Source organism: Providencia sp. wls1914 (assembly GCF_009706645.1).
In the GTDB taxonomy this organism is placed as follows: domain Bacteria; phylum Pseudomonadota; class Gammaproteobacteria; order Enterobacterales; family Enterobacteriaceae; genus Providencia; species Providencia zhijiangensis.
This window is the reverse complement of the sequence record NZ_WLUN01000004.1, coordinates 389,157-413,063: the sequence shown is the minus strand read 5'-3', so window position 1 is coordinate 413,063 and position 23,907 is coordinate 389,157. Positions and strand designations below refer to the sequence as shown.

At 42.4% G+C, this 23,907-nt stretch carries 23 protein-coding genes, 1 other RNA gene and 7 pseudogenes; 6 read left to right on the top strand and 25 right to left on the bottom strand.

What is annotated here, in order from left to right:
• Positions 1–38 precede the first annotated feature (38 nt).
• Positions 39–629, bottom strand: a complete 591-nt coding sequence (grpE, locus tag GKR74_RS04085; protein WP_036949413.1) for a nucleotide exchange factor GrpE — start codon at positions 627–629, stop codon at positions 39–41.
• A 116-nt stretch (positions 630–745) separates the two neighbouring features.
• On the opposite strand from grpE, the gene nadK reads away from it, so the two are divergent.
• From nadK to bamE, 3 genes are all read left to right on the top strand, one after another.
• Positions 746–1,630 carry an NAD(+) kinase gene (gene nadK / locus GKR74_RS04080; RefSeq protein WP_181478775.1) on the top strand — a complete coding sequence of 295 codons (885 nt, stop codon included), beginning with the start codon at positions 746–748 and terminating at the stop codon, positions 1,628–1,630.
• 85 nt (positions 1,631–1,715) lie between these two features.
• A complete protein-coding gene (gene recN, locus GKR74_RS04075) occupies positions 1,716–3,377 on the top strand; it encodes a DNA repair protein RecN (protein ID WP_154602635.1) in 1,662 nt (553 codons plus the stop codon).
• A gap of 112 nt (positions 3,378–3,489) precedes the next feature.
• The gene (gene bamE, locus GKR74_RS04070) at positions 3,490–3,882 is read left to right on the top strand and encodes an outer membrane protein assembly factor BamE (protein ID WP_036949409.1); all 393 of its coding nucleotides are present in this window, start codon (positions 3,490–3,492) and stop codon (positions 3,880–3,882) included.
• Positions 3,883–4,161: 279 nt separating this feature from the next.
• Here bamE and GKR74_RS04065 read toward each other — a convergent pair whose 3' ends face one another.
• Together GKR74_RS04065 and GKR74_RS04060 are read right to left on the bottom strand one after the other, a co-directional pair.
• Positions 4,162–4,455, bottom strand: a complete 294-nt coding sequence (locus tag GKR74_RS04065) for an RnfH family protein (RefSeq protein ID WP_211886192.1) — start codon at positions 4,453–4,455, stop codon at positions 4,162–4,164.
• A pseudogene (locus GKR74_RS04060) lies at positions 4,451–4,882 on the bottom strand (type II toxin-antitoxin system RatA family toxin); the annotation flags it as partial. The pseudogene GKR74_RS04060 and the gene GKR74_RS04065, both read right to left, overlap by 5 nt.
• A gap of 153 nt (positions 4,883–5,035) precedes the next feature.
• On the opposite strand from GKR74_RS04060, the gene smpB reads away from it, so the two are divergent.
• The 3 genes from smpB to GKR74_RS04045 all read left to right on the top strand — a co-directional run bounded on the left by smpB (position 5,036) and on the right by GKR74_RS04045 (position 6,567).
• Complete coding sequence (smpB, locus tag GKR74_RS04055) at positions 5,036–5,518, top strand: SsrA-binding protein SmpB (RefSeq protein ID WP_006814817.1); 483 nt, start codon at positions 5,036–5,038, stop codon at positions 5,516–5,518.
• A 47-nt stretch (positions 5,519–5,565) separates the two neighbouring features.
• Positions 5,566–5,929, top strand: a transfer-messenger RNA (tmRNA) gene (gene ssrA, locus GKR74_RS04050).
• Between the two features lie 125 nt (positions 5,930–6,054).
• Positions 6,055–6,567 carry a zinc ribbon domain-containing protein gene (locus GKR74_RS04045; protein WP_154602633.1) on the top strand — a complete coding sequence of 171 codons (513 nt, stop codon included), beginning with the start codon at positions 6,055–6,057 and terminating at the stop codon, positions 6,565–6,567.
• 568 nt (positions 6,568–7,135) lie between these two features.
• Here GKR74_RS04045 and GKR74_RS04040 read toward each other — a convergent pair.
• The 22 genes and pseudogenes from GKR74_RS04040 to GKR74_RS03940 all read right to left on the bottom strand — a co-directional run bounded on the left by GKR74_RS04040 (position 7,136) and on the right by GKR74_RS03940 (position 23,858).
• Entirely contained in the window at positions 7,136–8,812 is a 1,677-nt protein-coding gene (locus tag GKR74_RS04040) for a hypothetical protein (protein WP_154602632.1), read from the bottom strand.
• Between the two features lie 17 nt (positions 8,813–8,829).
• A pseudogene (locus GKR74_RS04035) lies at positions 8,830–9,381 on the bottom strand (baseplate complex protein); the annotation flags it as partial.
• On the bottom strand, positions 9,332–10,057 hold the full coding sequence (locus GKR74_RS04030; RefSeq protein ID WP_230089118.1) for a hypothetical protein: 726 nt from the start codon (positions 10,055–10,057) through the stop codon (positions 9,332–9,334). The pseudogene GKR74_RS04035 and the gene GKR74_RS04030, both read right to left, overlap by 50 nt.
• A gap of 26 nt (positions 10,058–10,083) precedes the next feature.
• Positions 10,084–10,722, bottom strand: a complete 639-nt coding sequence (locus tag GKR74_RS04025; protein WP_154602629.1) for a tail fiber assembly protein — start codon at positions 10,720–10,722, stop codon at positions 10,084–10,086.
• 1,055 nt (positions 10,723–11,777) lie between these two features.
• Positions 11,778–12,635, bottom strand: a pseudogene (locus GKR74_RS18070) (phage tail-collar fiber domain-containing protein); the annotation flags it as partial.
• Positions 12,636–12,648: 13 nt separating this feature from the next.
• Complete coding sequence (locus GKR74_RS04015; protein ID WP_154602627.1) at positions 12,649–13,266, bottom strand: phage tail protein; 618 nt, start codon at positions 13,264–13,266, stop codon at positions 12,649–12,651.
• On the bottom strand, positions 13,253–14,443 hold the full coding sequence (locus tag GKR74_RS04010; protein WP_154602626.1) for a baseplate J/gp47 family protein: 1,191 nt from the start codon (positions 14,441–14,443) through the stop codon (positions 13,253–13,255). The genes GKR74_RS04015 and GKR74_RS04010 overlap by 14 nt, the downstream gene beginning before the upstream one ends.
• On the bottom strand, positions 14,436–14,768 hold the full coding sequence (locus tag GKR74_RS04005; RefSeq protein WP_154602625.1) for a DUF2590 family protein: 333 nt from the start codon (positions 14,766–14,768) through the stop codon (positions 14,436–14,438). The genes GKR74_RS04010 and GKR74_RS04005 overlap by 8 nt, the downstream gene beginning before the upstream one ends.
• Positions 14,761–16,860, bottom strand: coding sequence for a phage tail tape measure protein (locus GKR74_RS04000; RefSeq protein ID WP_154602624.1), 2,100 nt, complete (start codon positions 16,858–16,860; stop codon positions 14,761–14,763). The genes GKR74_RS04005 and GKR74_RS04000 overlap by 8 nt, the downstream gene beginning before the upstream one ends.
• Positions 16,848–17,003 (bottom strand): annotated as a pseudogene (locus GKR74_RS18295) (DUF6890 family protein). Before GKR74_RS18295 ends, GKR74_RS04000 begins: the two are co-directional and overlap by 13 nt.
• Before the next feature lie 44 nt (positions 17,004–17,047).
• Positions 17,048–17,311: a putative phage tail assembly chaperone gene (locus GKR74_RS03995; protein ID WP_154602623.1), complete on the bottom strand. Its 264-nt coding sequence runs from the start codon at positions 17,309–17,311 to the stop codon at positions 17,048–17,050.
• Between the two features lie 101 nt (positions 17,312–17,412).
• Entirely contained in the window at positions 17,413–17,790 is a 378-nt protein-coding gene (locus GKR74_RS03990) for a hypothetical protein (protein WP_154602622.1), read from the bottom strand.
• Entirely contained in the window at positions 17,790–18,122 is a 333-nt protein-coding gene (locus GKR74_RS03985) for a M15 family metallopeptidase (RefSeq protein ID WP_154602621.1), read from the bottom strand. The genes GKR74_RS03990 and GKR74_RS03985 overlap by 1 nt, the downstream gene beginning before the upstream one ends.
• A pseudogene (locus GKR74_RS03980) lies at positions 18,113–18,412 on the bottom strand (holin). Before GKR74_RS03980 ends, GKR74_RS03985 begins: the two are co-directional and overlap by 10 nt.
• Positions 18,413–18,425: 13 nt before the next feature.
• Positions 18,426–18,881 (bottom strand): phage protein, encoded by a 456-nt coding sequence (locus GKR74_RS03975; protein WP_154602619.1) that lies wholly within the window; start codon positions 18,879–18,881, stop codon positions 18,426–18,428.
• Positions 18,866–19,999 (bottom strand): annotated as a pseudogene (locus GKR74_RS03970) (DUF2586 domain-containing protein). Before GKR74_RS03970 ends, GKR74_RS03975 begins: the two are co-directional and overlap by 16 nt.
• A gap of 12 nt (positions 20,000–20,011) precedes the next feature.
• Positions 20,012–20,716: a hypothetical protein gene (locus GKR74_RS03965; protein ID WP_154602617.1), complete on the bottom strand. Its 705-nt coding sequence runs from the start codon at positions 20,714–20,716 to the stop codon at positions 20,012–20,014.
• Positions 20,706–21,185: a phage tail protein gene (locus tag GKR74_RS03960; RefSeq protein ID WP_154602616.1), complete on the bottom strand. Its 480-nt coding sequence runs from the start codon at positions 21,183–21,185 to the stop codon at positions 20,706–20,708. Before GKR74_RS03960 ends, GKR74_RS03965 begins: the two co-directional genes overlap by 11 nt.
• Positions 21,164–21,634: pseudogene (locus tag GKR74_RS03955) on the bottom strand (head completion/stabilization protein). Before GKR74_RS03955 ends, GKR74_RS03960 begins: the two are co-directional and overlap by 22 nt.
• Positions 21,613–22,023, bottom strand: coding sequence for a hypothetical protein (locus GKR74_RS03950; RefSeq protein WP_154602614.1), 411 nt, complete (start codon positions 22,021–22,023; stop codon positions 21,613–21,615). The pseudogene GKR74_RS03955 and the gene GKR74_RS03950 overlap by 22 nt, the downstream one beginning before the upstream one ends.
• A 96-nt stretch (positions 22,024–22,119) precedes the next feature.
• A complete protein-coding gene (gene gpM, locus GKR74_RS03945) occupies positions 22,120–22,827 on the bottom strand; it encodes a phage terminase small subunit (protein WP_154602613.1) in 708 nt (235 codons plus the stop codon).
• Positions 22,828–22,829: 2 nt separating this feature from the next.
• Complete coding sequence (locus tag GKR74_RS03940) at positions 22,830–23,858, bottom strand: phage major capsid protein, P2 family (protein ID WP_154602612.1); 1,029 nt, start codon at positions 23,856–23,858, stop codon at positions 22,830–22,832.
• Between the last annotated feature and the right edge of the window lie 49 nt (positions 23,859–23,907).

The window sequence follows — 23,907 nt, the reverse complement described above, 5'->3', positions numbered from 1 at the left end:
TTCACGTTATATACCCTAAAATTATTTATGTTCTAAACTTATTTAGAAACAATTACCATTGCAGGGCGCAGCAGACGGTTATTCAAGGTATAACCCTTTTGCATTACGTTGATCACCTGACCTGCACTATGGTCTGGGGATTCAATCATGGTCATGGCTTGGTGAACTTCAGGGTTGAATGGCACATTCGCCGCATCAACAGGCTCAATACCAAACTTAGAAACGGCATCTAAGAACGTTTTCAACGTAAGATCTAAGCCTTCTAACATTGCTTTGGATTCTTCGTTGTCACGATCAGCGGCTTCAATTGCACGTTCTAAGTTATCAATCACAGGCAACAATTCATTGGAAAACTTCTCAAGCGCAAACTTGTGGGCTTTTTCAATATCTTGTTCTGTACGACGACGAATATTTTCGATTTCAGCGTGAGCACGTAACATCGCTTCGCGTTCAGTTTTACGGGAAGCTTCAAGTTGCTGTTCAAGCTCAGCAATACGCGCTGCTAACGCTTGTTCTTCGGCTTGTAAATCTGCTTGTTGAGTATCAACTTCTTGCTCTGCTTGCACTTTTTGTGTTTCATTTTGCTCAGAAGCTTGCTCATCATGCATGTTTTGTTCTTTACTACTCATGAATATCTCCGCGTATTTAGCAATAATTCTATCTATGAGAGTATTATGGGGATCTAATACAGGGATTCAAGGGAAGTCATACAACGAGGAGTTAAAAAAGTATGCAAAAGGCTAAGATGACACCATCTTCACAATTTAAAACTATCGGTATTGTCGGACACCCAAGGCACCCTGAAGCACTGGCGACCCATGAACTTATCTATCATTGGCTGATTTCAAAAAATTACCACGCAATAATTGATAAACAAGTGGCTAAGGATTTGAAATTAAAAGATGCCAATACAGGAACTTTAACAGAAATCGGTCAACAAGCCGATTTAGTCGTTGTTGTTGGAGGTGATGGCAACATGCTTGGAGCCGCGCGAATTTTATCCCGCTATAACAATAAAGTTATTGGTGTAAACCGCGGCAATTTAGGTTTTTTAACCGACCTAGACCCCGACAATGCCCTTCAACAACTTTCTTGTGTTCTTGATGGGGAATATCATGAAGAACAACGCTTTTTATTAGAAGCTCAAGTTATCAAAGCGAATCAAAAAGCCCGTAAAAGTAGCGCCATCAACGAAGTGGTTCTGCACCCTGGTAAAGTCGCGCATATGATTGAGTTTGAAGTTTACATTGATGAAAAATTTGCCTTTTCGCAACGCTCAGACGGCTTAATTATTGCAACCCCGACAGGCTCAACAGCCTACTCGTTATCCGCTGGGGGGCCTATCCTTACACCAAATCTAGACGCTATTGTACTCGTGCCGATGTTCCCTCACACCTTATCGTCTCGCCCATTAGTTATCAGTAGCGACAGCAGTATTCGCTTAAAATTTTTACGCACCAATATTGATTATGAAGTCAGTTGCGATAGTCAAATTATGCTACCTATCCAGGATGGCGAAGAGGTGATTATTAAACGCAGCTCGAAGAGTCTGAATTTAGTTCATCCAAAAGATTACAATTATTTCAATACATTAAGTTCAAAGCTCGGTTGGTCTAAAAAAACTTTTTAAATTTTTCGCACTGCCTCTTTACTGTATAAAAAAACAGGTTAAACTGTATGAAAACACAGGTGTGTATTTAAACAGGAGAGCGCAGATGCTAACCCAACTAACCATCAATAATTTTGCTATCGTTCGTGAGTTAGAAATCGATTTTCGTAGCGGTATGACGACAATTACAGGTGAAACCGGTGCGGGTAAATCCATCGCTATCGATGCTCTTGGTTTATGTTTAGGTAACCGAGGTGAAGCCAACATGGTTCGCCCTGGTGCTCAACGTGCCGATCTGTGTGCCCGTTTTTCACTTTCTGACGCTCAAATGGCGGCAAACTGGCTCATTGAGCATCAACTTGATAATCAAAATGAATGCTTGCTTCGCCGTACCATCGCAACCGATGGGCGCTCTCGAGGCTTTATTAACGGTGTTTCCGTTCCCTTATCCCAATTACGTGAACTCGGTGCATTACTGATCCAAATTCATGGCCAACACGCTCACCAGTTATTACTGGATAATGACCATCAGCAATCCTTACTTGATGCTTATGCTAATCAGCAAGAATTACTCGCTCAAATGAAGCAAACGTGGCAAAAGTGGCATGAGTCTTGTCAGCAATTAGCTGTTTTTCAAAAACAGATGCAAGAACGTGAATCTCGCCAGCAATTGCTTGATTATCATTTAAAAGAGTTAAATGAGTTCCTACCCGTTCAAGGGGAGTTTGAGGAAATTGACCAAGAATATAAGCAGCTTGCTAATCACGGGCAATTTTTAACTATTGGGCAAACAGCGGCTCAAATCCTAACTGAAAGTGACGATGCGAACGTCATCAGCCTTCTTAATACGGCAAAAAATGAGCTTTCTGATTTAGTCACTCTGAATCCTAAATTTTCAGGATTATTGGATATGCTGGAAGAAGCGGCCATCCAAGTTAGTGAAGTGAGTGATGAAATTAAACATTACTGCGATCAATACGAGTTAGACCCAAATCGCTTATTTGAATTGGAGCAGCGAATTTCCAAACAAATTAGTTTGGCGCGCAAACATCATGTTACGCCTGAAGCTCTGCCTGAACTCTTTCAGCAATTAGTCGAAGAGCAAAATCAAATTGCTAATCAAAATGAAGATTGTGAAGCTTTAAATGCGCAGGTCATTGCCGATCACCAAAAAGCATTAGAGTGTGCAGAACGTTTACATCATGTACGCCTGCATTACGCACAAGAACTCAGCCAACTAATTACCAGCAGCATGCATCAACTTTCAATGCCTCATGGTCTATTCACGATTGATGTAAAATTTGTTCCTGAACATTTGCAACTCGATGGTGCCTGCAAAGTCGAATTCAATGTCACCACAAACCCGGGACAACCTCATCAAGCCTTAGCAAAAGTCGCATCAGGTGGTGAGCTATCTCGCATCGCTTTAGCTATTCAAGTGATCACCGCGAAAAAAATGGATACTCCGGCGTTAATTTTTGATGAAGTAGACGTGGGTATCAGTGGCCCAACCGCCGCTATCGTCGGGAAATTGCTCCGTGAGCTTGGCGAATCCACCCAAGTTATGTGTGTGACTCACTTGCCTCAAGTCGCAGGCTGCGGTCATCACCATTTTTATGTCAGTAAAGAAACAAACGGTGTAGAAACCGAGACTCACATGCAGTTACTGGATAAAAAATCCAGATTACAAGAACTTGCACGATTACTCGCAGGTTCTGAAGTGACAAAAAATACGTTGGCTAATGCAAAAGAGTTGCTCGCAGCTTAAATTTCGACAACTTTTTTTATCTCCTGTTGTCTTAGAGTCGATCTGGAAGGTTTTAAATTGTATCAATGTCGATTATCATTGATGTTCTGACTCCAAAAGGAATGAGATATCCATGCGTTATAAATTGTTAACTGCTGCAGCACTATCATTCGCATTAATGTCCACAGGCTGTTCAATGATGGAACGTCTTGTCTATCATCCGGATATTAACCAAGGTAACTACCTGACGGCGAAAGATGTTGCGAAGATTAAAAAAGGAATGACACAGCAACAGGTTGCTTATGCTTTAGGCACGCCAATGATGACTGACCCGTTTGGTTCTCAGACTTGGTTTTATGTTTTCCGCCAAGAGCTGGGGCATGACCCAGTGAAGCAAGAAACACTGACGCTGACGTTTGATCGTAACGGTATCCTGACTGATATCAAAAACGAAAAAAACCTTGAAGCACAACAAGCCATGGAAGCTGGTGAAGTTAAAGCATCAGAACCAAAAGCAGCGGAATAACACCCTATATAGCATCATGCTTGCGCGTGTATAACTTGAGTATATAAGTAGCTACCTGCCCCATTTAAATGATGGGATAAAAAACAGGTAGTTACTTTAGTACTTTTATTTATCCTTTTATAACTTCTCGCCAATACATAGAAGCACCATCTTCTACGTTCTAGCCTATAAATCGACGTATCCATCACTCCCCACAAAGAAAAATCTATAAATTAGACACAAAAAAACCGAGCTTTCACTCGGCTTCATATCAAATTGATTCGCTCACTGCGCAATATCTTATTTATTATTCTCTTTCGATTTTTCAGCTCGCTTGCGGCGCAACTCTTTCGGGTCGGCAATTAATGGGCGATAAATTTCGATTCTATCCCCTTCTTGAACCACATCACCCAATTTCGCTGGGCGACTATAAATGCCTACTTTATTTTTCTTTAAATCGATATCCGAACGCAGCGTTAAAATACCCGATGCAATAATTGCATCTTCAATTGTGGTTCCTTCTGCAACCTTCACAGAAAGCAAAAATTGCTTTTCAGGCAACGCATAAGTCACTTCAATATTGATATCAGACACGGTAAACGACCTTAGCACGAGAGGTAAATGCTTGAACCATATTGTTGGCCAGCTCTTTGAATATTTTACCGAATGCCAACTCAATCAGCTTATTGGTAAATTCAAAATCGAGATGAAACTCAATTTTACAGGCGTCAGCACTCAAAGGAATAAACTGCCATCCCCCAGATAGAGTTCTAAAAGGACCTTCCACTAACTGCATTTGGATACGTTTATTGTCTTCCAACGCATTTTTCGTAATGAAGGTTTTGCTAATTCCCGCCTTTGAAACCTCAACCGATGCCGTCATTTCATCTGAATTCTGGCTAATAATTCGGCTTCCAACGCATCCCGGTAAAAAACTTGGATATGAAATCACATCATTCACAAGTTTATACATTTGTTCTGCGCTAAAAGGGACTAACGCAGAGCGACTAATCTGTGGCATATCAATTCCTATCCCCAAAAACTGCGCATATAATAGCACCATTGATGGGTTACTCAAAAAACAAAACCCGTGCAGGGCAAGAAATGCACAATCGCAAAAATATCAGTGTTGAACGATTTCATTCAACGCATCTTAACGTATAATGAATGAACTATGACAAAGAAAAAACCATATAAACCCGGTTCAGCAACAATTGCTATGAACAAACGTGCTCGCCACGAATATTCTATCGAAGAGGAGTTCGAGGCGGGTTTATCCCTACAAGGTTGGGAAGTTAAATCATTACGCGCGGGCAAAGCCAACATTGGTGATAGCTACGTTTTGCTGCGCGATGGTGAAGCATATCTGTTTGGTGCCAACTTTACGCCACTGACAGTCGCATCATCCCATGTAGTCTGTGACCCAACCCGCAGTAGAAAACTGCTTCTAAATCAACGTGAATTAGATACCCTTTACGGTAAAGTTAACCGCGAAGGCTATACTGTCATCGCTCTTTCCTTATATTGGAAAAACGCGTGGTGCAAAGTGAAAATTGGCGTCGCCAAAGGTAAAAAAGCCCACGACAAGCGTTCTGATATCAAAGATAGAGAGTGGCAACTAGATAAAGCACGTATAATGAAACATTCTAATCGCTAAGTCCTAGCTTTATAGAGTTATTTTCTGTTATACTGCACACACAACTTGGGGCTGATTCTGGATTCGACGGGATTTGCGAAACCCAAGGTGCATGCCGAGGGGCGGTTGGCCTCGTAAAAAGCCGCAAAAAAATAGTCGCAAACGACGAAAACTACGCACTAGCAGCTTAATAACCTGCTTAGAGCCTTCTCTCCCTAGCCTCCGCTCTTAGGACGGGGATCAAGAGAAGTCAAACCCAAAAGAGATCGCGTGGATGCCTTGCCTGGGGTTGAAGCGTTAAACTTAATCAGGATAGTTTGTTGGTGGCGTGTCTGTCCGCAGCTGGCAAATGAAATTAAAGACTAGACTAAGCATGTAGTACCGAGGATGTAGAAATTTCGGACGCGGGTTCAACTCCCGCCAGCTCCACCAATTAAATCAAGGGGTTGCGTGAAAACGCAGCCCCTTTGTTTTATCTAATGTCCACTTTGCGTCCACCACTTTAAATTAAGATGGACACTCATATATAAACCTAGCAATTTATTAACGAGGGTAATATGGCTTTAGTGAAATGCAAAGAATGCAAAAAAGAAGTATCAGACAAGGCAAAAGAATGTCCGCACTGTGGAGTTAAAGAGCCGGGAGTAACTGTAGGTCAAAAGGCAGGCGGCTGTCTTATTATGATCGTCATTTTCGCGGCTATTGTTTATTACTTCTCAAGCGGTGACTCTGATGATAAAACATCAAAAACAAATCCCGCAGTCTGTGAAGCTACAGACGGTGAATGTATAGCTAACTCAATGATGATTAATCCTGATGTAATAACTGCATGTAAAAGTGGTGTCGAAAAATATTCTAAATTCGAATATGAATGGACTGATGGTTTTACCTCCCCTCTTTTTTCTCGTTATCTACTAAAGCAAGATGCAGGACAAATTGTTTTACTTGGTGATCAGGTCAAATTTACAAATGGCTTCAATGCTAAATCAACAATGACATACCACTGCACTGTCGATATCAAAAAGAAATCTGTTGTTAGCGTTCAAGTGGCACAAGGTCGCTTGCAATAATTTCGTGACATGTCACGGCGTGATTTATTTTTTCAAAAGTATGTCACGCTGATTTCCCCGAATATTTTTGTAACTCATTTCAGTTTTTCAATTTCTCTCAAGCCGCATGATTGCTGGCTTTTTGAAATTCCCCGACATTTTCAGCGATCCGATCAATCCCACGTAAAATATAGAATCTCATTATATTTCAGTATGTTGTCTTTTTCATGCGATCCGTTTCGCGATCCGAAAACTGAAATCTATTGAAATTCTTTTCACACATTTCAGTTTGATATTTTCGTTAAGTCCCTAGTATTGGCGCGGCTTAGCGATATGTTTTGTAGAATTTTAAAACTGAAATAATTTTATGATCCAAATTGTGCAGGCGGGTGCGGTGTAGTGCGTTTTACGTGGTGAAATCTTTTCTTTCGTGGGCGCTGTGATTCACCAGCGCTATGCAGTGGACGCGATCCGATTCAATGATTAGGTTTTGTTAGATGATTATTGATACGCTTAGCGTTGCGTATAGGCGTCTATATTGCGGATATAAAAAAGCCCACATGATGTAGGCAAATGGTGGACGATAACTTTACTTACCAATGACGGGCGAATACTTTTTATTCAATGTATCTGACTTGGTGCCAGTGCCTTTGATATCTGACGCGTTGACTGGTGCGCCTGTGTTGCTGTGTGTATGTGCTGCGGTGAGTTCGGCTAGCTCTTTGACAACATCAAGTGTATCAATCATCAACTGTGCGACGTTGATTTGCTGGCTACCTATCCAAACAACGGGGGCGATAATTTGTTGTTGTGCTCCTGCAATACTTTGCTTTATCTGTCCAACTTTCTCTATCAGCTTTTGACCAATTTCAACAGTGGCATTCTGACCGACATCAATAGTCATATCCTTTTCAATACTAGCCACATAGTTTGCTGATGTCGCGATAGAATAGTCACCCTCGGATAATTGCTGAATTGCCCCAGCTAACAATTTTCTGGTACCAAGAACGGTTAATGTATCTGTCGCCTGTACTGTCGTTTCCCTTGCGACTAACTCACGTTGTTCTTTGTCCGCTTTAATATTGCGTAGCATTGAAGATTCACTGATAGTCTGGTCTGTTTCACGGTTCCAGCTACCATCTTGCGTGACACGCTGAAAAACTTCTTTGCGTTGTTGCTGCAGCTGTTCCCCTGGTTGTATGTCCGGTAGGGTATTATTTTGACTGAGTGTTTGCCGGATAAATGGTTTATCCGGTCTGCCTCCCTCAAAAGCTATTTCAACTAATGTCCCCTCCGGTGGAAACTGAAACATACCACTTTCACCGCCTGCCATTGGTAGTGGTAATGGTACCGCTTTGTAAGCTGGCGCGGCTGATTCGTTACCATCACTATCTAGCAATCGAACATCAACGGCGTATTTGGGTCTGAACGGATCAGAAATATCACCGGCACTCACGGACTCGGTAGGTGATTCAATTCTGGCGAATTTTGGTAAATGTAGCCCTGCAGATAATTCTGGATAGGCTTTATCCATTTGCTTTTGAATTGGGGTTTTATTTTCTGCTTTACCAGTAAGCGGATTTTCTGCAGTCCAATAGAGTGTAATATCTTCATTTTCAAGTTGAATTTTATTAACACGCTGATTATTTACCACGGTTCCTGCACGTAAAGCAGGGATTAAAGGATAAGTCGCGCTATTACCTGCAGATTGATTCTTTGAGAATTCAGCGGATATTTCGTGGTTATCATCTTTAAACATCGAATCGGACCAACTGCCCACAAAGATTTTTCCATCAGGCATTTGGTACCAAACATAATCATTGATACTGAAAACAGCCCCTAAATTGGCTAATAGTTGAAATCCGGTACCGTTGTGAGTGAAGTGCGGAATCGGTGTATTGGTATATTTCGCTTCTGGCAGAATAAATGTTAACCCGCTATTTTCGTGCAGATAGTCGGTGATCGTCTTTAATGTTGGATGCTGAAAAGAACATGGCCACATTTTATCGAATACAGCGACCAGCTCACGAACAAACAGTTTTTGAAATCCATTTTCGGCAGGTTGTGAGCGTTCAACATATCCGGTGAAATAACGATAGAGCGAGTCAGTATAACCTGTGTCGAAACGAACCAACTTTCCGGTATAGTCTTTTTCTGTTTCAACCGTTAAAAATCCACGCCCACATGCGGATAATTCCAGCATAATTTTGGCATCAACAATATGAACCTCATCACTGGATAAATAACATCTGCTAATTGGTTTCATCAGAATTTATTCCCAAAATCATCAATTGGTTTCAAAACCGTACTTTCAAACCATGTTAATTCGTCTTTTTCTTCTGCAGCCGATGTGCCTTTAACCGGTGCTTTTGGATTACCGGTTTGTTTCTTCGCTTGAACTTGACCCGCGGCTCTAATGTCTTTTTTCTCAGAAACAGATAAATGCTCTCTTAACGTGAACGTGACTTGCCACGCCATTTGCCCGTCAATTTCTGAAGCATCAATATTTCCCGTAAATGTGGCGATGCGAAAATTAATAGCTTTAGCGGTATGGTTGGCGACGCGATAGCGCTTTAACTTGCCGCCGTCTTTGGCTTCTGCAAGGGCAAATAATCGCGATAGAATTTTGTCATCCGTAAAGTTAATCACGCCCGTGACACGCAGCTCTTTTGGCTTGATGCCTTGCTCAGCGACAGCTGTGCTCGACGTTTGACCGGATTGGTCTTTATCTTGGAATTGTACCGACGGGTTAACTTTGATGTTTTTTAAAGGGATCGCTTCGCCGTCAAGTGCGAATATGATTGTTGTCGGTTTCTGGTTGGTTGATTGGTTCATGAAGCATCCCTTTTAATGGTGCTAGTTCGCTTCCTGCGAACAGTGTTGCTAATGTAAAAATAGCATCTGGCTCTGGAATATCTTTTTTTAGCTGTTCGGCTAAATAATCGCCCGTGCCTTTGCCCGTAAAACTCCAAATAACCACTGATTTTCCCAATAAATCAGCCAGTTTATTACCAATGTCTTTGAGTGCAGCTTCTCTTGTTGATTTAAATCCCGACATCGCCGCTTTCATTGCATCGATACCGCTAGCACTCCCAGCGCTGTTTTTGGCTTGTTCTATCAGTTGAGCGTTGATAGTGGTGCGGCTGCTTGATGTTGATAGTGCCTGTGGTTTTGGTAAACCACCAAATTGCGCCCCCGGCAGCTGCATTTTGGTCATTTGCAGATTAGCCGCGGTTTTCGCCATGCGCTCAACCTGCGAAAAAACAGGCAAAGGGAATACGGTTGAAAATATCTGTAGCAGTGACATAAATTCAAGGTGACTTTTCGCACTGACCATCATCACTACGATTTCAGTTTCAGCCGTTCCCGCCAGTTTTTTGGCTATATGGTTAATAGCATTGGTTGGGCTTAAATAGCTTCCTGTTTCTGTTTTTTGTCCTAACCCGTAGATAAATGGGTGTGCAGGTACCATCGAACAGGTTAGCCCCGACATAGTCGGGGACATTTTCATTACGGATTTGCGCCACTTTGGGTGAATTATGGTTTCACTGGCCATGTGATATCCGGTGCGGTTGATGTGTCGATGTCGGCAATCATGACGCTATAAATTTCCCATGCAGTCAATAAATCTTTATCGTCGTCTGTTGCCATGTTCAATCGCACTTTGCGCTCTAAAATAGTGATATTTTTTTCTGCATCCTCAGCACAGAGTTGCTTTTTCATTTCCGCTTCTGCGATGTGTTGCCCTTTAGATTTTGGCGGATTTAGATACGATTCAACCTCTTTATCGGTCATTTTTTTCATTGATTGAATATTTTCACGAATATCAAAAAATGCTAGAGGTATCTCTTCATACTCTGATTTAAGCTGTCTATATTCAGATTCAATTTTGCTGAATGTAGTTAAGGCAACGTTATAGCTTGCTGTTTTTTCATTCACATCATTCTCAAGCTCAGACGCACCCTCATCCGGTTCTTCACTAGCTATTGCTGAATCATACCGTGATATCGCTTCGTTAAGTTCTAGCAATGCAGCGTGCAACACATTATATGCATGAGTATAAGTAGGCTCTTTTTCAGAAAGTAGCGCCTCTAACTCGGTTAGGCGTGATACCTGCTCTATATTGCTTTTTGTATAAGCATACACATGCTGTTCTTTATCTTTAAAATACATCATCGTAATTCACTCCATGTGTACGTATAACCAATCGTGTCAGAAATTCTGTATTTAGCGCCTGCTGGAACTATCACTGACAACGGACGCGCTATTGTTGCAACTGAGTTATAACCAATCATTGCAACGACAGTATCATTAACTAAAAAATCAACATTTTTAGCTTCTCCGTATGCCGTCACGCAAACAAAAATCGGTCTTGACGTATCATTTGTATATGTGACCCTAGACTGGCGCTCTGATGTGACATTAACCCATTTTTGCCCTTCACCGATAAGCTGCTCTACAATTGCAAGCGTGCCATTTTTACCGCTGCCGGGGTGTTTAATATCGCCCAACCATTTTCCACTTGAGTCTTGAGCAGTAATGCCGACATTACCATCTGCAGCAGCATACAATACCGCCCTAGCTTTATCAGATGCTTCGACAGATAATCGCCGAGTCGCTGTTAAAAACCCTTGGATAATTTGCTCTTGCGTTGAATTTTTATCAACATACTCGCCTTTAGGTTGATAATTACCTGCAGGCTGATAATTACCAGCAGGTTGATAATTACCTTTTGGCTGAAATTTATTGTTGGCCTGTGGAATGCTATAGACGTTTAGCTCTTCGGGTGTTGGAGGATTTAATTTTGTGTAATCCTCATCCCATTTATCCGCCCACGTTTTATTCCCACCGTTGTAGCGTCTTGTATACGTCTTTTTATCGTACCAATCTGTGTAAACTTGCTTAACACTACTATTTCCTGTTTTAATGACCTCAAGCGAACCGGGTGAATTACTAGGATAGTTTTTGCTATTCTCTCCAATGCTGCCATTGGGCTGAAAATAAAGGCCAGGGCTTAAGTAATCATTTAAATCAGCATTTATAGGTATTACGATTGCTCTATCGAAGATAGTTTGAGATGTAATATTTTTTATATCATCTTTAGATGCAAGTTTGTTAAATTCCGTCGTCACCAACTGTTGACTAGCAACTAACTCAGAGCTATTACCCGTTTGATTTGTGATATTTGCTTTATCGATTTTTTTACTTAAATCAAGCTTAAATCGGGTTTCTAATGCGCTAATTTCTTGACTGTTTAAAGCCCCCATCGGACGTAAATCTTTCACGTTACCGGATGCATCAATACTCGCGATAGCAAAAACTTGATGTGTAAATCCCGCAGCATCAACATAATTACTCAGCGTTGCTGCTGATGTAATTTTGATAACCGTATTCCACTTGCTGACAATATTGCCCTGATAGCTAAAATCAGCGTAAATCTTGGTATTGCGTAACCCGTTTAAAATCTGGTTTTGCTCCAATTGTCCACGCAAACCGCCTACATATCCCAGCCCCTTTTTAACTGTGAACTGCTCACCGCTACGAGTGACTTCAAAACCATCATTAAAGAATGCGGCCGCGCCGTAGTTATCGACGTTAATAAGGCGCTGCATTTCATCAATGCCCGTTAGACGGGCGGTAAAGTCAATCTGCCACGTCTCTGCGCTAGTTTTGATTTGAGTTTCTTCGGCTGCGCCATTGAATTCAAGCAAGAATGAACGGATCAGAACGTTGCCTTGTTGCCCATTTTGGGTTTTCAGCTTTTTCTGGATTGGGGCATGGGTGATCATCGCAATGGTACCGGATTCTTTATTAAGCAATCCAATCCAGTTAAAGTCGAAATCGCCTATATCTGCACCTAAAGTGACACTGTATGCGACGGCGTTCTCACTCACCAACCCAGCTTTGTTCACTGCTTGGCGGTGAACAATCTGATTTGCAGGGGGTAACTTTTCGTTGCGGTCAATGGGTTTAGTCGGGTCTAAGTTCGGTACATTCGCGAACACAAACTCATTGAGTAAAACAGGCTTTCCTGTTGCAGCTTCTTGGGCTTTCCATCCCTCAAAAGCAATGGTAATAACTGATGCCATATAATGCAGTCCTTTACATTAATGAAGCGCCGTAGACTTCGCTCGACGCTGAAATTTGTCCAATTCGAATATAGAGTGGCTGATTAGGTAATGTTGCGTAATAACAAATATATTCAGCTTCCACAAAACCAACTCGCATCCCAAGCTGATGCACAGCCATGACCTCAAAGCGATAACGGCGACAAGTACGCCCATATTGCCTGATGATGTTTAACAATAAATCAGGGTTATTTGCAATTTGCCCATCACTGACACGCAAAATAATCACATCCCAGTCAATATCCGGCTGGCGCTCGTTAATTTCGACATAGCCCACGCCAAGGCGCTTAAATATTTCAATAAACCCGGCGACACTGCCGGAGTCTTTCGCATTGATAAACGCGTACTTCACGCGCTTACGGTATAAATCCAGCGGTTCATTATTAAATCGATGGATATCTCGTTGATAAGCTAGCAAATTTAATAATGATTCAGTGCAGGTTTCAGCATCCAATTGCGATAATGGCCATGTTAGCCAACCATAGATAATTTCCCAAAATCGCTTTGTTGCTCGTAGTAATGTTGCAGGCTCGCCTTTGTTCATCCACGACGGCAACAGCAAGCGTTTTAAGCGTTCCTTAAACTCTGGCATTTTTCACCTCAATTATTAGTGACTTTAAACGCGGTACATTCAAATCACTGACAATATCGGGAATGCTAAAAACGATAGAATCCAGCACCGTAAATTGTTTATGTAGCTCACGCCCTAAATTTGAGAATGAAAAACGGGAATAGGGCCATGTCTTTTTAACATCATAAAGTGCGTTTTCACGAAAAGCACAACGCACTAAATCGCCTGCATCTTGCTTTAATCTTTGCAGTTCTTCCGCTGTGAAATTTTCCACGCTCTGCACAAATAGCGTCACGGTTAAAACATGCTGTGTTTCCTGCATCGGAAAGCACTGCATATCGTCACCATGCCCGTGATAGCCTTGTTTATTGATGTAGTCATTCACTTTGTCGATAAACGGCTGGCTTGTGACGCCACTATCTAACAGCAAATAGGCGTTTGCGGTACCCGGGCCACGCGGAGCATCATGCAAAAAGAAAATACGGTCAATACTCAATCCCACTACACTGGCAATCATGCCGCGATAAACTGCGTCAGTATGATAGCTGCCGACTAAGTTATATTGGTTGCGGCAACGGTCACGCAAATCATTGTCACTCTCTGCGTCCGCTCCCGGCACTAATAACCAGTTGTCTTCATTTTGAACGCGCTCAATCCCTGAAATGGCCACGGGTAAAATGCGGAAATAACCTGGGGCTAAGTTATAAGCTCCCCCGGCATTTTCAGCGATAACCGGCACTAATGCACTAGTAGTGTCAATCACCTTGGTTTCAACGGTTTTAACACTGTAAATAACGCCATTAATACGCTCTGTTTGAACAACCGTTCCCGCTGGCACAGTAATAGAGCCAGCCCCTGCAGTGCGATAAAAACGGATCACTCCATTTGCCTGTGTGGCAGGTTTTCGTGTTACATTCACTCCCCATCCGAACATATCTAGCCACTTCCCTGATGCTGTAGCTAAATACATATTTTTCAACGTTACGTTGATTAATGCTTCTGTTAGCCAACGAACAGGGCGATTGACTATAGTGTTAATCAAACGCCAAAACGGGGACATATTCGATGTGTTAGTAATTAACCCCTCGTCATGCACGATTTGTGCAAACTGGTCACTAATCTCTTCATCTGAAACTGGCATGCCGCTATCACGCAAGACCTGTTCATAGTCGATTTCAGGGATGTTTTTGTTATTCATGACTCACCCCAATACTGATAGGACCAAAGTCATACGTTTCCGCAGTCACCCAAATCCGTGTTTTATTTTCTTCGTCGATCACAATGGTACCCGGCACGAGTCGCTCGTCACTTTCAACAAGAATTTCCATTTGCGTGAGAATATCCGCGCGTAATGTTGGGCTACGCTCCGCGACTAACTGCGTGGCAAGACCGCTTTCGATAATACTGTGGGCGACATCTTGAGTGATTGACCGACGGTTATTACACAACTCCGGTTCATTACCGGAGTTCAGTGTAAAATCGCGTTCTGTAATTAATAAATCAAAATAGAGTAAATTATCCATTTTCCAGCGCAGTCCATTCCGCTAAATCCGTTGGTGACATTCCGTTTGTCACATTGAATGTTACGTTATCAAAACGCTTGCTGTTATCAATCGATTGGGTTCGGTTATTGCTGATTTGCCGACTAATGCCGCCTTTTTCTACGCCATTTAGTTGCCCACCGACTAATAAACCTGCTGCCCCGGCTGTGGCTGGCGCACCGTCAACGGTTCCGGTTGCTTTCGTTTCAATATTGACACCCGGCAAGTAATTTAACTTTTCAACGATGCTGTTCCAGACACCTGTAAACATATCTGTGATGGATTTCCAAACGTTTGAAAAAATGTTTTTGATAGTATTACCCATCGCTTCAAATGTTTTGTCGATAGAAAAGTCACCAAAGAAATTAACGACGCTATCCCAACCCGACATAATCGCATCGAACGTTTGTGTGAATGCGATTTTGGTTCCCTCAATCACAAACATGATCGCTTTGAACGCCCATGTATCTGCGAAAAATGTTGTGAACTCATTCCACTTTTCCGCTATCCATTGCCATGCAACAGTAGCAATCTGTGCAACGCTTTTAATCCAAATTGCTACGGCCTGAAACGCTTTTGTGTCCATAATCGCAGCTTTAATATCATCCCAATATTTAATGAGGTAATAGATACCAACGGCAAGTAATGCAATTGCGCCAATGATTAAAAGAATGGGCCAACTCATAAACGTGAATCCTACACCAGCCGCCATTGCTGCTATACGAACAGCTAACAACGTTCCTCGAATAAATTTTAGCGCAATATTCCAAGCCAAAATTGCAGAACGATATAACCACACAGCAGCGGCACCTATTTTTAAGACGCCATTAAACAGTCCTACAATGATGCTAAAACCGGACATGATAAATTTACTAATGCCCATTACAATATTTGCTGCTGCGCCCGCAGCTGCAAATCCAAGCGTACCCATGGTGATATAACCAATCCAACGCGCGATATTTGGGAATAGTGTTAACCAGCGCACAAGTGTTTGACCACCCTCTGCGATTTTATCAATCAGCGGTGTGATAACAGGTAATAAAGTCATGCCAACTGCGATACGGATTGATTGCCAAATTGACATTAATCTTGCCCATGGATCAGCGAGTTTTTCAGCCTGCTCAGTGGTTCTTTTCATTCCATCGCTACCCCCCAAGAAACCAATATTTTTTCTTAAAATATCGACATTCCCGTAAAGCTGTTTTACGACCACAGCTGAGTCACCGAAAGCGGCTTCAATTTCTTTTTGTGCTTTGAGGTTTCCCTCTATGCTTTTCCCGTATTTAGCTTGTAATTTATCCAACATTTCAGGCATGGACAGCATTTGCCCTGACGCATTGACAAAGGACAGCCCTAATTTTTTACCGCTATCTTCGGCTGTTTTTAGGAATGCTTCATAAGCCCCGGATGATTCACCACCAAGCGTTCTTTGCAATTCACCTAATACGGCGAGCTGTTCATCAATGCCCACGCCAAATTGGGTACCTGCGTTTTTCGCACCTTCCATCAATCCGGTAATTTCAGCCATCGATACACCAAAGGCTTTTGACATATACACGGCTTTACCCGCCAAATCCTCTGCAAATTTAACGTGACCTACGGCATTGGCTTGACTTTCGAACTGATTGAACATTTGCCCCATGTAGGCGGTTGCATCATCGGATGTGGCTTTTAATGCTGCGGCAGTGGTATTAGTGATGCGTGTCAGTTGCGGCAAATCCTGTTGATTCAGGTTATTAATGCCTTTACTGATTGCTGTCGTTGAGTTCACAAAATCAATGGATGATTTCCCATATTGCGCCGCAAACTTGAGCGCATCTTTGGAGATTTTATCCATGACGCCATCGTCGATGCCCTGCAAGTTTGCAGTAATCATGGCATCTTTCATTTCAAGCGCGGGGTCTAAAATGCTTTTGACGGACCAAAAAGACGCGGCAAGACCTGCGCCACCAATGGCGATTTTTCCAAATGCAAGTTGGCTGCTCTTAGCAAAACCAGAGACAGCCGATTGCACTTGTTTGATGGGTTTAGTGATATTGTCGATAAGACTAAGAGTAAAATCTAATTCGCTCATGAGTCACCCTTAAATGCGGTTGTTATGCCATTTGCGATAGATATTCTGTGGTTTTCCCAGTAGCGATTATCTAGCCAAATCGCGGCGGCAATATTTTCTTCCGTGTCTGGCTCATGCGGTAAATACCGCTGCCGCAGTATCAAAAACTGCTGCAGCGGATTTTCTTCAATAGCGCGAACACGGTTAGCTAGTTTTTTACGCTAATATCCAGCTTTGGCGCATACTCTTTGTTAACTTGCTCAACAATTTGCATCGCGGCACTTGGGATAGCTAAAAGCTCGTCTAAGAACTCTTTGCTTTCAGGGGTAACAATTCGCTTTAAGTACGTGGTGATCGGCGCGACTTTATTGTCTAGCGACATGTCGTTAATCATGCCGTTGTAGGCTGTGATATTCGGCTCAAAGCTAATATCTTTTTCGTTGATAGTGAGAGTGATAGTTTTTTTAGTCATGAGAGTATTCCTTTCTCTGTCTGATTTCGTCCGTTAATTGGTTGTGCCGTGCGGCACATTGACCATATAAAATAGCCATTTTTTCTAATGGCTCTGAGATGTCACGGCCTGTTGTTCCCTTGAGTCTCGGCAGTTCTGTCGAGCATTTTTTTAACAGGTTTTCCTGATAATTCACGTTCGATGTTGTCGGCTGTTTGGTTGTACATGCTGACAAACTCATTACTAACACAAACGTTAGTAAACACAGGCTTAATAATTTCAGTGCGTATCTCTCTGGGGGTAGCATTGGCAATCCCCTCCAATGTTTTTTCCAGCTTTTGACCTGATTGGCTGGATATTTCTTCAAACGCATCGCGGGTTTTATCAGCGGTCTTTTTCGCTGTTAGCTCTATGCTGTCATGATAAAGACCGTTGACTTTCCAACCCGCAATGAATGCACAAATTAACAATGTGAGCGCGATTGCGAGTTGCTTTGTCATTACTTAACCCCGTTGTGCTCTAACGAATAATGGTTACCGTCGTTAAATCGACCGCCCCACGTTCCCCCGATAGACTCCCAATATTCGCCGAGTAATTGATGATCTGTTGTTTTGCTTAAATACACGCCGTCTTTAAATAAATTCAAATCAACGGCTAAGCGCATCGTGTGTAAGCTGTTTTTAATCCCAGTTCCTTTTTTAGCATTTAACGCTGCACATTCAGGAGTGCGCTCGGCTTCACCCAATGAAATGGCATAACCCTTGTCATATGCAAAGATAATTAAATCAGCAAGCATACGCGTAAATTTGCGTTGTTTTTCACCTAATGTCATTTTTTCAACTTTCCTTGTAATAGTGCCTTTCCACGTTTTTTAATCCACATTTCAACCGCTTGATATCCGGCAATCCCTAATGCAGATGCGCACCCAACAAGGGCAAGCGGTGAAAGGTCAGGGATCCAAATTAAAAGTGCAGCGGCGGCGACGGATGTTGCCGCCCCCAAAATTACCCGACTAACAAATAACTTAATGGTGATAGGCTCCGCTCCTGTGAGCATTTGGCCAATACTGATTAATACCCCCATAACAACCATGGCAATAAAGGTTTTTTCGTGTTCTTCCATGAACAAATTGTCCTTATCCGATAAGGGTTTGAGTTAATTCCGACTCTAAATACGGAATACCATTAATATTTACAAAATCAGGGCTAGAAACTAGATACTTGATTTTATGAGTCAGAACTGATCCACCTTTGGGATCCCCATCTATAATGTTATTCAGTAGTAATTTGCACCCAAAAGCTTCTACTTTTAGCTCTTCACTACCTGCTTTAGCGTAAAATAAGAAATCTTGAGGCTTAATTGATCTCCAGCTACCTGCAGCCCTAGCCTTAGCTGTGATGATTGATAAGTATTTTGAGCTAATTTCAATCTCACCCTCTGCGCTAACTTCTCCAGAAACGGTACCATCCGGCACACCTTTCGTTTTTGCCACCGATGTATTATCTGTAATATCTAAAGTCACTTTCTCAACGTGAACTAAGTCACCGTCTATATTTAAGTCAAGTGACTGACCGCTTAAACGCTGGCTCATGCGTTATCTCCCAATGTTGAGTCTAACAAGATGCTGACAGTGATACCTTTCGGGCATTCGTAAGTGCGCACCATAATATAAATTTCAACAGTGGTTTTCGTTTTCCAGACAATAACCACATCGCCATCTTGCGGCGGCATACATTCACCTGGGAACGTCACACCATTAATTTCTGCGCTACGTGCCATTTCACGCATCGTACGTGAGAAATAGGACTTATGGCTTTCAATGCTGTTTGGCGTGCTGTTTAAGCTACGGTCTGCAATTTTAGCGATGGCTTGCAAACGAACACGACGCGCCGCTTTATCGACAATACGCAGGTTTTCAATCGCTTGAAAATCACCGCCCTCGACGTCTAATGTGCGGCCATCCGACCAGTACATACCGTCATAGTCTGGATACCACATCGGCACGCTATAACGCAGTTTTTCCAGCGCTTGCAAAGTGGCTAAATCAATTTCAACGTCGGCACTGTCTTTTGGGTAATCAACGCTCCCCAAGTCAATTAATGCGCCTGTTTTTACGCGGGCAGGGCTATCAGCAATGGTGACGGCACGGTTACATAAGCGACCCGCTAAAACACCCGGCTCATTCCCCCATAACATTGGAACTAGTTGGATAGATTCTGCAGCTTCGCCTTTTTGTAATTCACCTAATCGCGTTAAAGCATCTTGCCATGTCTCGCCTTCTTGCAGACCTGCAACAGACAGAATGGACCATGTCCAACGCCCTGATTTAGCGATTAAGTTCGCGCGGAGTGTTTGCGCGGCTTTAATCGTTGCTTTGGTAGTGTCACCGATGTAGACGTAACCCTCGACACTCGCAACTGATTGCGCTTTGAGTACGGCATCAACAAAATCAGTGTCAGTGGCACTGTCGGGCAGTACGTGAACATAACCAAACCAGTTCTGCCCTGCATTCGCCATTGCTGCTTTGATATTTGACTTTAAAGGGGTGCTTTCTTCCCCGAGTAATTTGTCTAAATCAGTTTGGGTATTAATAGGCAAGGTTTCACCAATGTGATTTTCCCCTTTACCTACAAACAGCAAAACACGCTCAATTTCTTTAGTTTCGCCTTGCAACTGATTGACTTGATTAACCTGTACGTTAGGCCACATAGTTAAATCCTTTTATTTAATGTCTTGCGCTTTAACATCAGCGCCAAATCCAATCCCTTGTAACTGCCTTGCGAGTGCTTTTTTAAAATCACTGTCACTCATGCCGAGGAAAACTCGCGCAGGAACGTCAATTGTCCAACTGGCTTTTGCTGTTTTTCCGCTTAACTTTTTGATAAGTAAACCCGCTTGATTAAAAGACATGGTTTCCGTTATCTGTTTGACTGTTGGCTTTTTAAGCCGCTTTCCTGTTTTGACTTGGTACCCCAAATCGCGCAGTTTCTTTGCCTGTTTTTTAGTTGCTAATCGGTTCGGATCACTATTCTGCTGGCTTTGTACTTGCTTACGGCTGATAGTGACGTTCATCCCATGTTGTTGGGCATATCCGACGACGCCAGCTGGCACATTTTTAGCGCCATTGCGGTACTTACCGCCTTGCAAATAAATACGCACAGCTTCAATTTGTGGCATTTCTTTGATATGCAGTAATTTAGGCATATTTCGCAGCATTTTTTTACGCCACGGGCTTTTTCTCGCTTGCCAGTTTTGACCATCCGGCGACTGCTGATTTTTAACGTTTCGTTTGGCGGCAGCAATCACACCGTATTTAGCCATACGCCATAAAAAACGCTGTCGCTTTTTTGGCGGTAGCTCCACGCCCTTTAAGGCTTTTTGCATATCAGAGAACTGATTTTTATTCAGCTGACCATTAATGATCATGTTTCACATCACTATAAATTTCAGCGTGTTCAGCAAACCATATTTCGGCATCAACGATTGACCATTTTTTACCGTCAAACGGCACAATCCCGTTTGGATCTTCTTTCACCACAATAGGCTCAGCGAGTGAAATAGTGACGACAACAACGGCGGTTTCTTCATCAACATCAACCGTCATGGATGGCGGTTCTTGCTCAAGGTTGCTATTGCCTAATTCGTTATCTTGTTCACTTAGCCATGCATCAATCAGCAATGGAATATAACGCGGGTCTAAATCACGATAAGGGAATCGCCCCCAACCGATGACCGCATCAAATTGCTGTATCATCATTTGATACTGGTCTATCCCCACTTCTTTATGAGCAGGAATGAAATGTATCTCATCCATTTCGCTAGTAAATTCAACCTTACAAACGCGTTCTGGTAAGTTAGCTTTCAAAAAATTCGTTAGGCTTTGTAATTTGCTCATATCATCGCTACCGTGACACGTTTTAATCCTTTCATATTGCGGATCACGAATGCGGCTTCCGCAAGTAAATTGCTTCGCGTTTCTGGATTTTCCTGCTTAGGGTTTGGTGCACGACTCACAATTGAGGTGTATTCACCAATCAAATCTGCTTTTGCTCTTGCATACAGTGCTTTTTTATATTGCGCACATAATGCGTTTTGTCCGTTGGCTTTGGCTCCCGGCGCTTCACTTGCAGATTGATAACCCTTTGCGATTAATTGTCTTTTTAGTGATTCCAGCGATAAATTAATTTCCGCAATGCTGGCTAATAACGCATCGGTTAATAATTCATTATCTAAATCAGTAGGCACTTGGCGTTGCTTTTGGAAATCAGACAAATTTAAATCAGGCCAGAATCCATCATTGGTGATCTCAACTGATTGATAATTTAATTCGTTACCGTTGAACATAACATTTTCCTTACCGCAACTTTAATTAGATATCGCGATAAAACACCCATTACAGCAAGGCTTACACCCGTTGTAATAAACCCCGATAAAAATATAAATACAATTGCGAAAACGTTATTTATTAAATAGAAAAGTGCTCTTGGCCTTGGCATATCAACATTAAAAATTGAAATAAACTCTCTACAAACATTTCTGTGATTGTTATCTCCAAATTTAAATGCAAATAAAACCAGTAGGGTTAATACAGAAATAAGAAAATTAGCAATAAAAAGCCCCCACGCCATCGAAACGCCAATATTCGTTAATATTTCAATATCAAATTGGTTACCCACAATTAAGCTAATTGAAAATACTAGCGCAACAATTACGCCTATCATCCATGTTTTCATTTTTTGTCCTTTAAAAAAACGGGCAGTCCGGTTTCCACGGTTAATGACATGATTGTCATACCTCCACCGCGCCCGTTTTGGCTTGCGGTAGTCGTTTTATTCTGCTGTTAGTGCCCTGATTCGCATTGCTATGCGCTTCAAGTGTGTATCAACACCTACTTTATGATTTAACTGGCGCGCCCGTTCCATGTATGACGCAGCCTGTTCTAGCGTATCAACGCAATCAATAGCACTGGCTTTCGCATCTGCATTGAGATCACTTCTTAGTAAGTTCAATGCTGCAAATTTGTAGTATTTCGCCCTGATTTTTTCGTGAACTTTCCACTTTTCAGTGACGTTTTCAAAGGTTCTTGAAAAATAAGGCTCAATACTGTTTCCCGCTTCAAGTTCCAGTGTTGACCATGCCAAAATGGTATCAGCCACAAATGCTGGAAAATTACTGCGGAAGTTATCAGGGGTGAGCTGTCCTTGCTCTATGGCGATATCCGCCCAGTCCAATCCTTTATCGAACTCCCCAACATCAAATAGCCAAATGACGCAGTAAGCAAAAATTGGGTTTCTGTAAATATCACCCTCTGACAAGTAGCGTTCAGCAGTGGGAAGATAAGCGGGTAATAACTCCCGCTTTTTCATCTCAATTCTGTCTGCCTTTGTCGGTTGCTCACGCAATCTTTTGACATCCCGCTCAATCGCCCTCGCTTGTAAGTGCATACTGGCACCATCTGCGATAGTAACTGCCTCTTGCCGTTCTAGCTTTTGGCGTAGTTCTACGGCTTGGCGGTGACGCTGTGCGGGTGATAGCATACTTATTCGCCTACTTTTTCAGGCAATTCTGGTACTTCACCGATAGTGACCGCGCTTTCGTCATAAGCCCCGTATAATTCAGGGTATTCAAGTGCATAACCCTCATTACGCAGGTATTTATTTTCAAACTGCTTGCGGTCTTCAACAAACTCAGCTTTACGCTGACCAGTTCCACGTTGCGTGTACAGATGTAAGTTAGATAATGGCGTGACGACCATACGTTTACCCGGCATAAACGGTGGGATAATCGCAGGACGCCCCGCAATCGTTGTGCCCAACATTTGAGCCGCAATTTTTTCTGTTGGTCGGTCTGCCGCTTGATATAAGCGATATTGCTCTGCTGCGACCAAGTCAGCACCAACAAGCACCACTAAGCGTGGATCATTGCGGAATTGAGCAGGAATACAGGTATTAACAATATCTGACGCCATCGCATCCAATGATTTAAAGTCGCCTTTTTCGTCAAGCAAAACAGGGGTTGTAATGACTTGCTTACCACCATCCCATTTTTTAGCCAATTCGTGCCAACCGATATTGACGTCTTCACCATTCGGGTACTTAGCAGGGTCTGTATCATCTGCAATGTGCGTACCGTTAAAACCAATGCGTAACTGGTCTAATGCAAATGATTGTTGGGTGAATCCTTGCATTTTTTGGAAGAATTCATCTTCACTGCCAGAGTTCGCCCACACTGATAATAAGTGCCACGTTAACGCCGCACATGAGTCAGTTTCATAGAGTTGATAAGTATTACCATCAACACCTAATTCACGAGAAAAACGACCTTTCTTACTACGCCCGGTAAAAATACCCGGATTACCTGTAGTAACTACTTGTCCTTGCAACTGGTCAACAAATTGCACGTTAATCATTTTTAGAAAATCAACACTTTCTAATAACGCATCACGTAACTGAATTTCTTTCGGATCACTTAATGCGAAGTATCGTGATGTATCATCGACACCGCACTCACCCGCCAGTGCGAGTGAGTAATTACGCAAAAACTCCCGAGCCTTTTGATTTAATAACATGGAAATCCCTCTCCTAATTTTTAACTATTCAAATCACTAAAGTTTGTTT

What these genes read in the sequence shown, in the direction of transcription:
- GKR74_RS03965 (WP_154602617.1), bottom strand. Translation starts at nt 20,716, where the DNA reads ATGATCATTAATGGTCAGCTGAATAAAAATCAGTTCTCTGATATGCAA.
- GKR74_RS03950 (WP_154602614.1), bottom strand. Translation starts at nt 22,023, where the DNA reads ATGAAAACATGGATGATAGGCGTAATTGTTGCGCTAGTATTTTCAATT.
- recN (WP_154602635.1), top strand. Translation starts at nt 1,716, where the DNA reads ATGCTAACCCAACTAACCATCAATAATTTTGCTATCGTTCGTGAGTTA.
- GKR74_RS03995 (WP_154602623.1), bottom strand. Translation starts at nt 17,311, where the DNA reads ATGACTAAAAAAACTATCACTCTCACTATCAACGAAAAAGATATTAGC.
- GKR74_RS03990 (WP_154602622.1), bottom strand. Translation starts at nt 17,790, where the DNA reads ATGACAAAGCAACTCGCAATCGCGCTCACATTGTTAATTTGTGCATTC.
- GKR74_RS03940 (WP_154602612.1), bottom strand. Translation starts at nt 23,858, where the DNA reads ATGTTATTAAATCAAAAGGCTCGGGAGTTTTTGCGTAATTACTCACTC.
- GKR74_RS04045 (WP_154602633.1), top strand. Translation starts at nt 6,055, where the DNA reads ATGGCTTTAGTGAAATGCAAAGAATGCAAAAAAGAAGTATCAGACAAG.
- gpM (WP_154602613.1), bottom strand. Translation starts at nt 22,827, where the DNA reads ATGCTATCACCCGCACAGCGTCACCGCCAAGCCGTAGAACTACGCCAA.
- nadK (WP_181478775.1), top strand. Translation starts at nt 746, where the DNA reads ATGACACCATCTTCACAATTTAAAACTATCGGTATTGTCGGACACCCA.
- GKR74_RS04040 (WP_154602632.1), bottom strand. Translation starts at nt 8,812, where the DNA reads ATGAAACCAATTAGCAGATGTTATTTATCCAGTGATGAGGTTCATATT.
- GKR74_RS04005 (WP_154602625.1), bottom strand. Translation starts at nt 14,768, where the DNA reads ATGGATAATTTACTCTATTTTGATTTATTAATTACAGAACGCGATTTT.
- GKR74_RS04000 (WP_154602624.1), bottom strand. Translation starts at nt 16,860, where the DNA reads ATGAGCGAATTAGATTTTACTCTTAGTCTTATCGACAATATCACTAAA.
- GKR74_RS03985 (WP_154602621.1), bottom strand. Translation starts at nt 18,122, where the DNA reads ATGACATTAGGTGAAAAACAACGCAAATTTACGCGTATGCTTGCTGAT.
- grpE (WP_036949413.1), bottom strand. Translation starts at nt 629, where the DNA reads ATGAGTAGTAAAGAACAAAACATGCATGATGAGCAAGCTTCTGAGCAA.
- GKR74_RS03975 (WP_154602619.1), bottom strand. Translation starts at nt 18,881, where the DNA reads ATGAGCCAGCGTTTAAGCGGTCAGTCACTTGACTTAAATATAGACGGT.
- smpB (WP_006814817.1), top strand. Translation starts at nt 5,036, where the DNA reads ATGACAAAGAAAAAACCATATAAACCCGGTTCAGCAACAATTGCTATG.
- bamE (WP_036949409.1), top strand. Translation starts at nt 3,490, where the DNA reads ATGCGTTATAAATTGTTAACTGCTGCAGCACTATCATTCGCATTAATG.
- GKR74_RS04030 (WP_230089118.1), bottom strand. Translation starts at nt 10,057, where the DNA reads ATGAAAATGTCCCCGACTATGTCGGGGCTAACCTGTTCGATGGTACCT.
- GKR74_RS03960 (WP_154602616.1), bottom strand. Translation starts at nt 21,185, where the DNA reads ATGAGCAAATTACAAAGCCTAACGAATTTTTTGAAAGCTAACTTACCA.
- GKR74_RS04015 (WP_154602627.1), bottom strand. Translation starts at nt 13,266, where the DNA reads ATGCCAGAGTTTAAGGAACGCTTAAAACGCTTGCTGTTGCCGTCGTGG.
- GKR74_RS04025 (WP_154602629.1), bottom strand. Translation starts at nt 10,722, where the DNA reads ATGATGTATTTTAAAGATAAAGAACAGCATGTGTATGCTTATACAAAA.
- GKR74_RS04010 (WP_154602626.1), bottom strand. Translation starts at nt 14,443, where the DNA reads ATGAATAACAAAAACATCCCTGAAATCGACTATGAACAGGTCTTGCGT.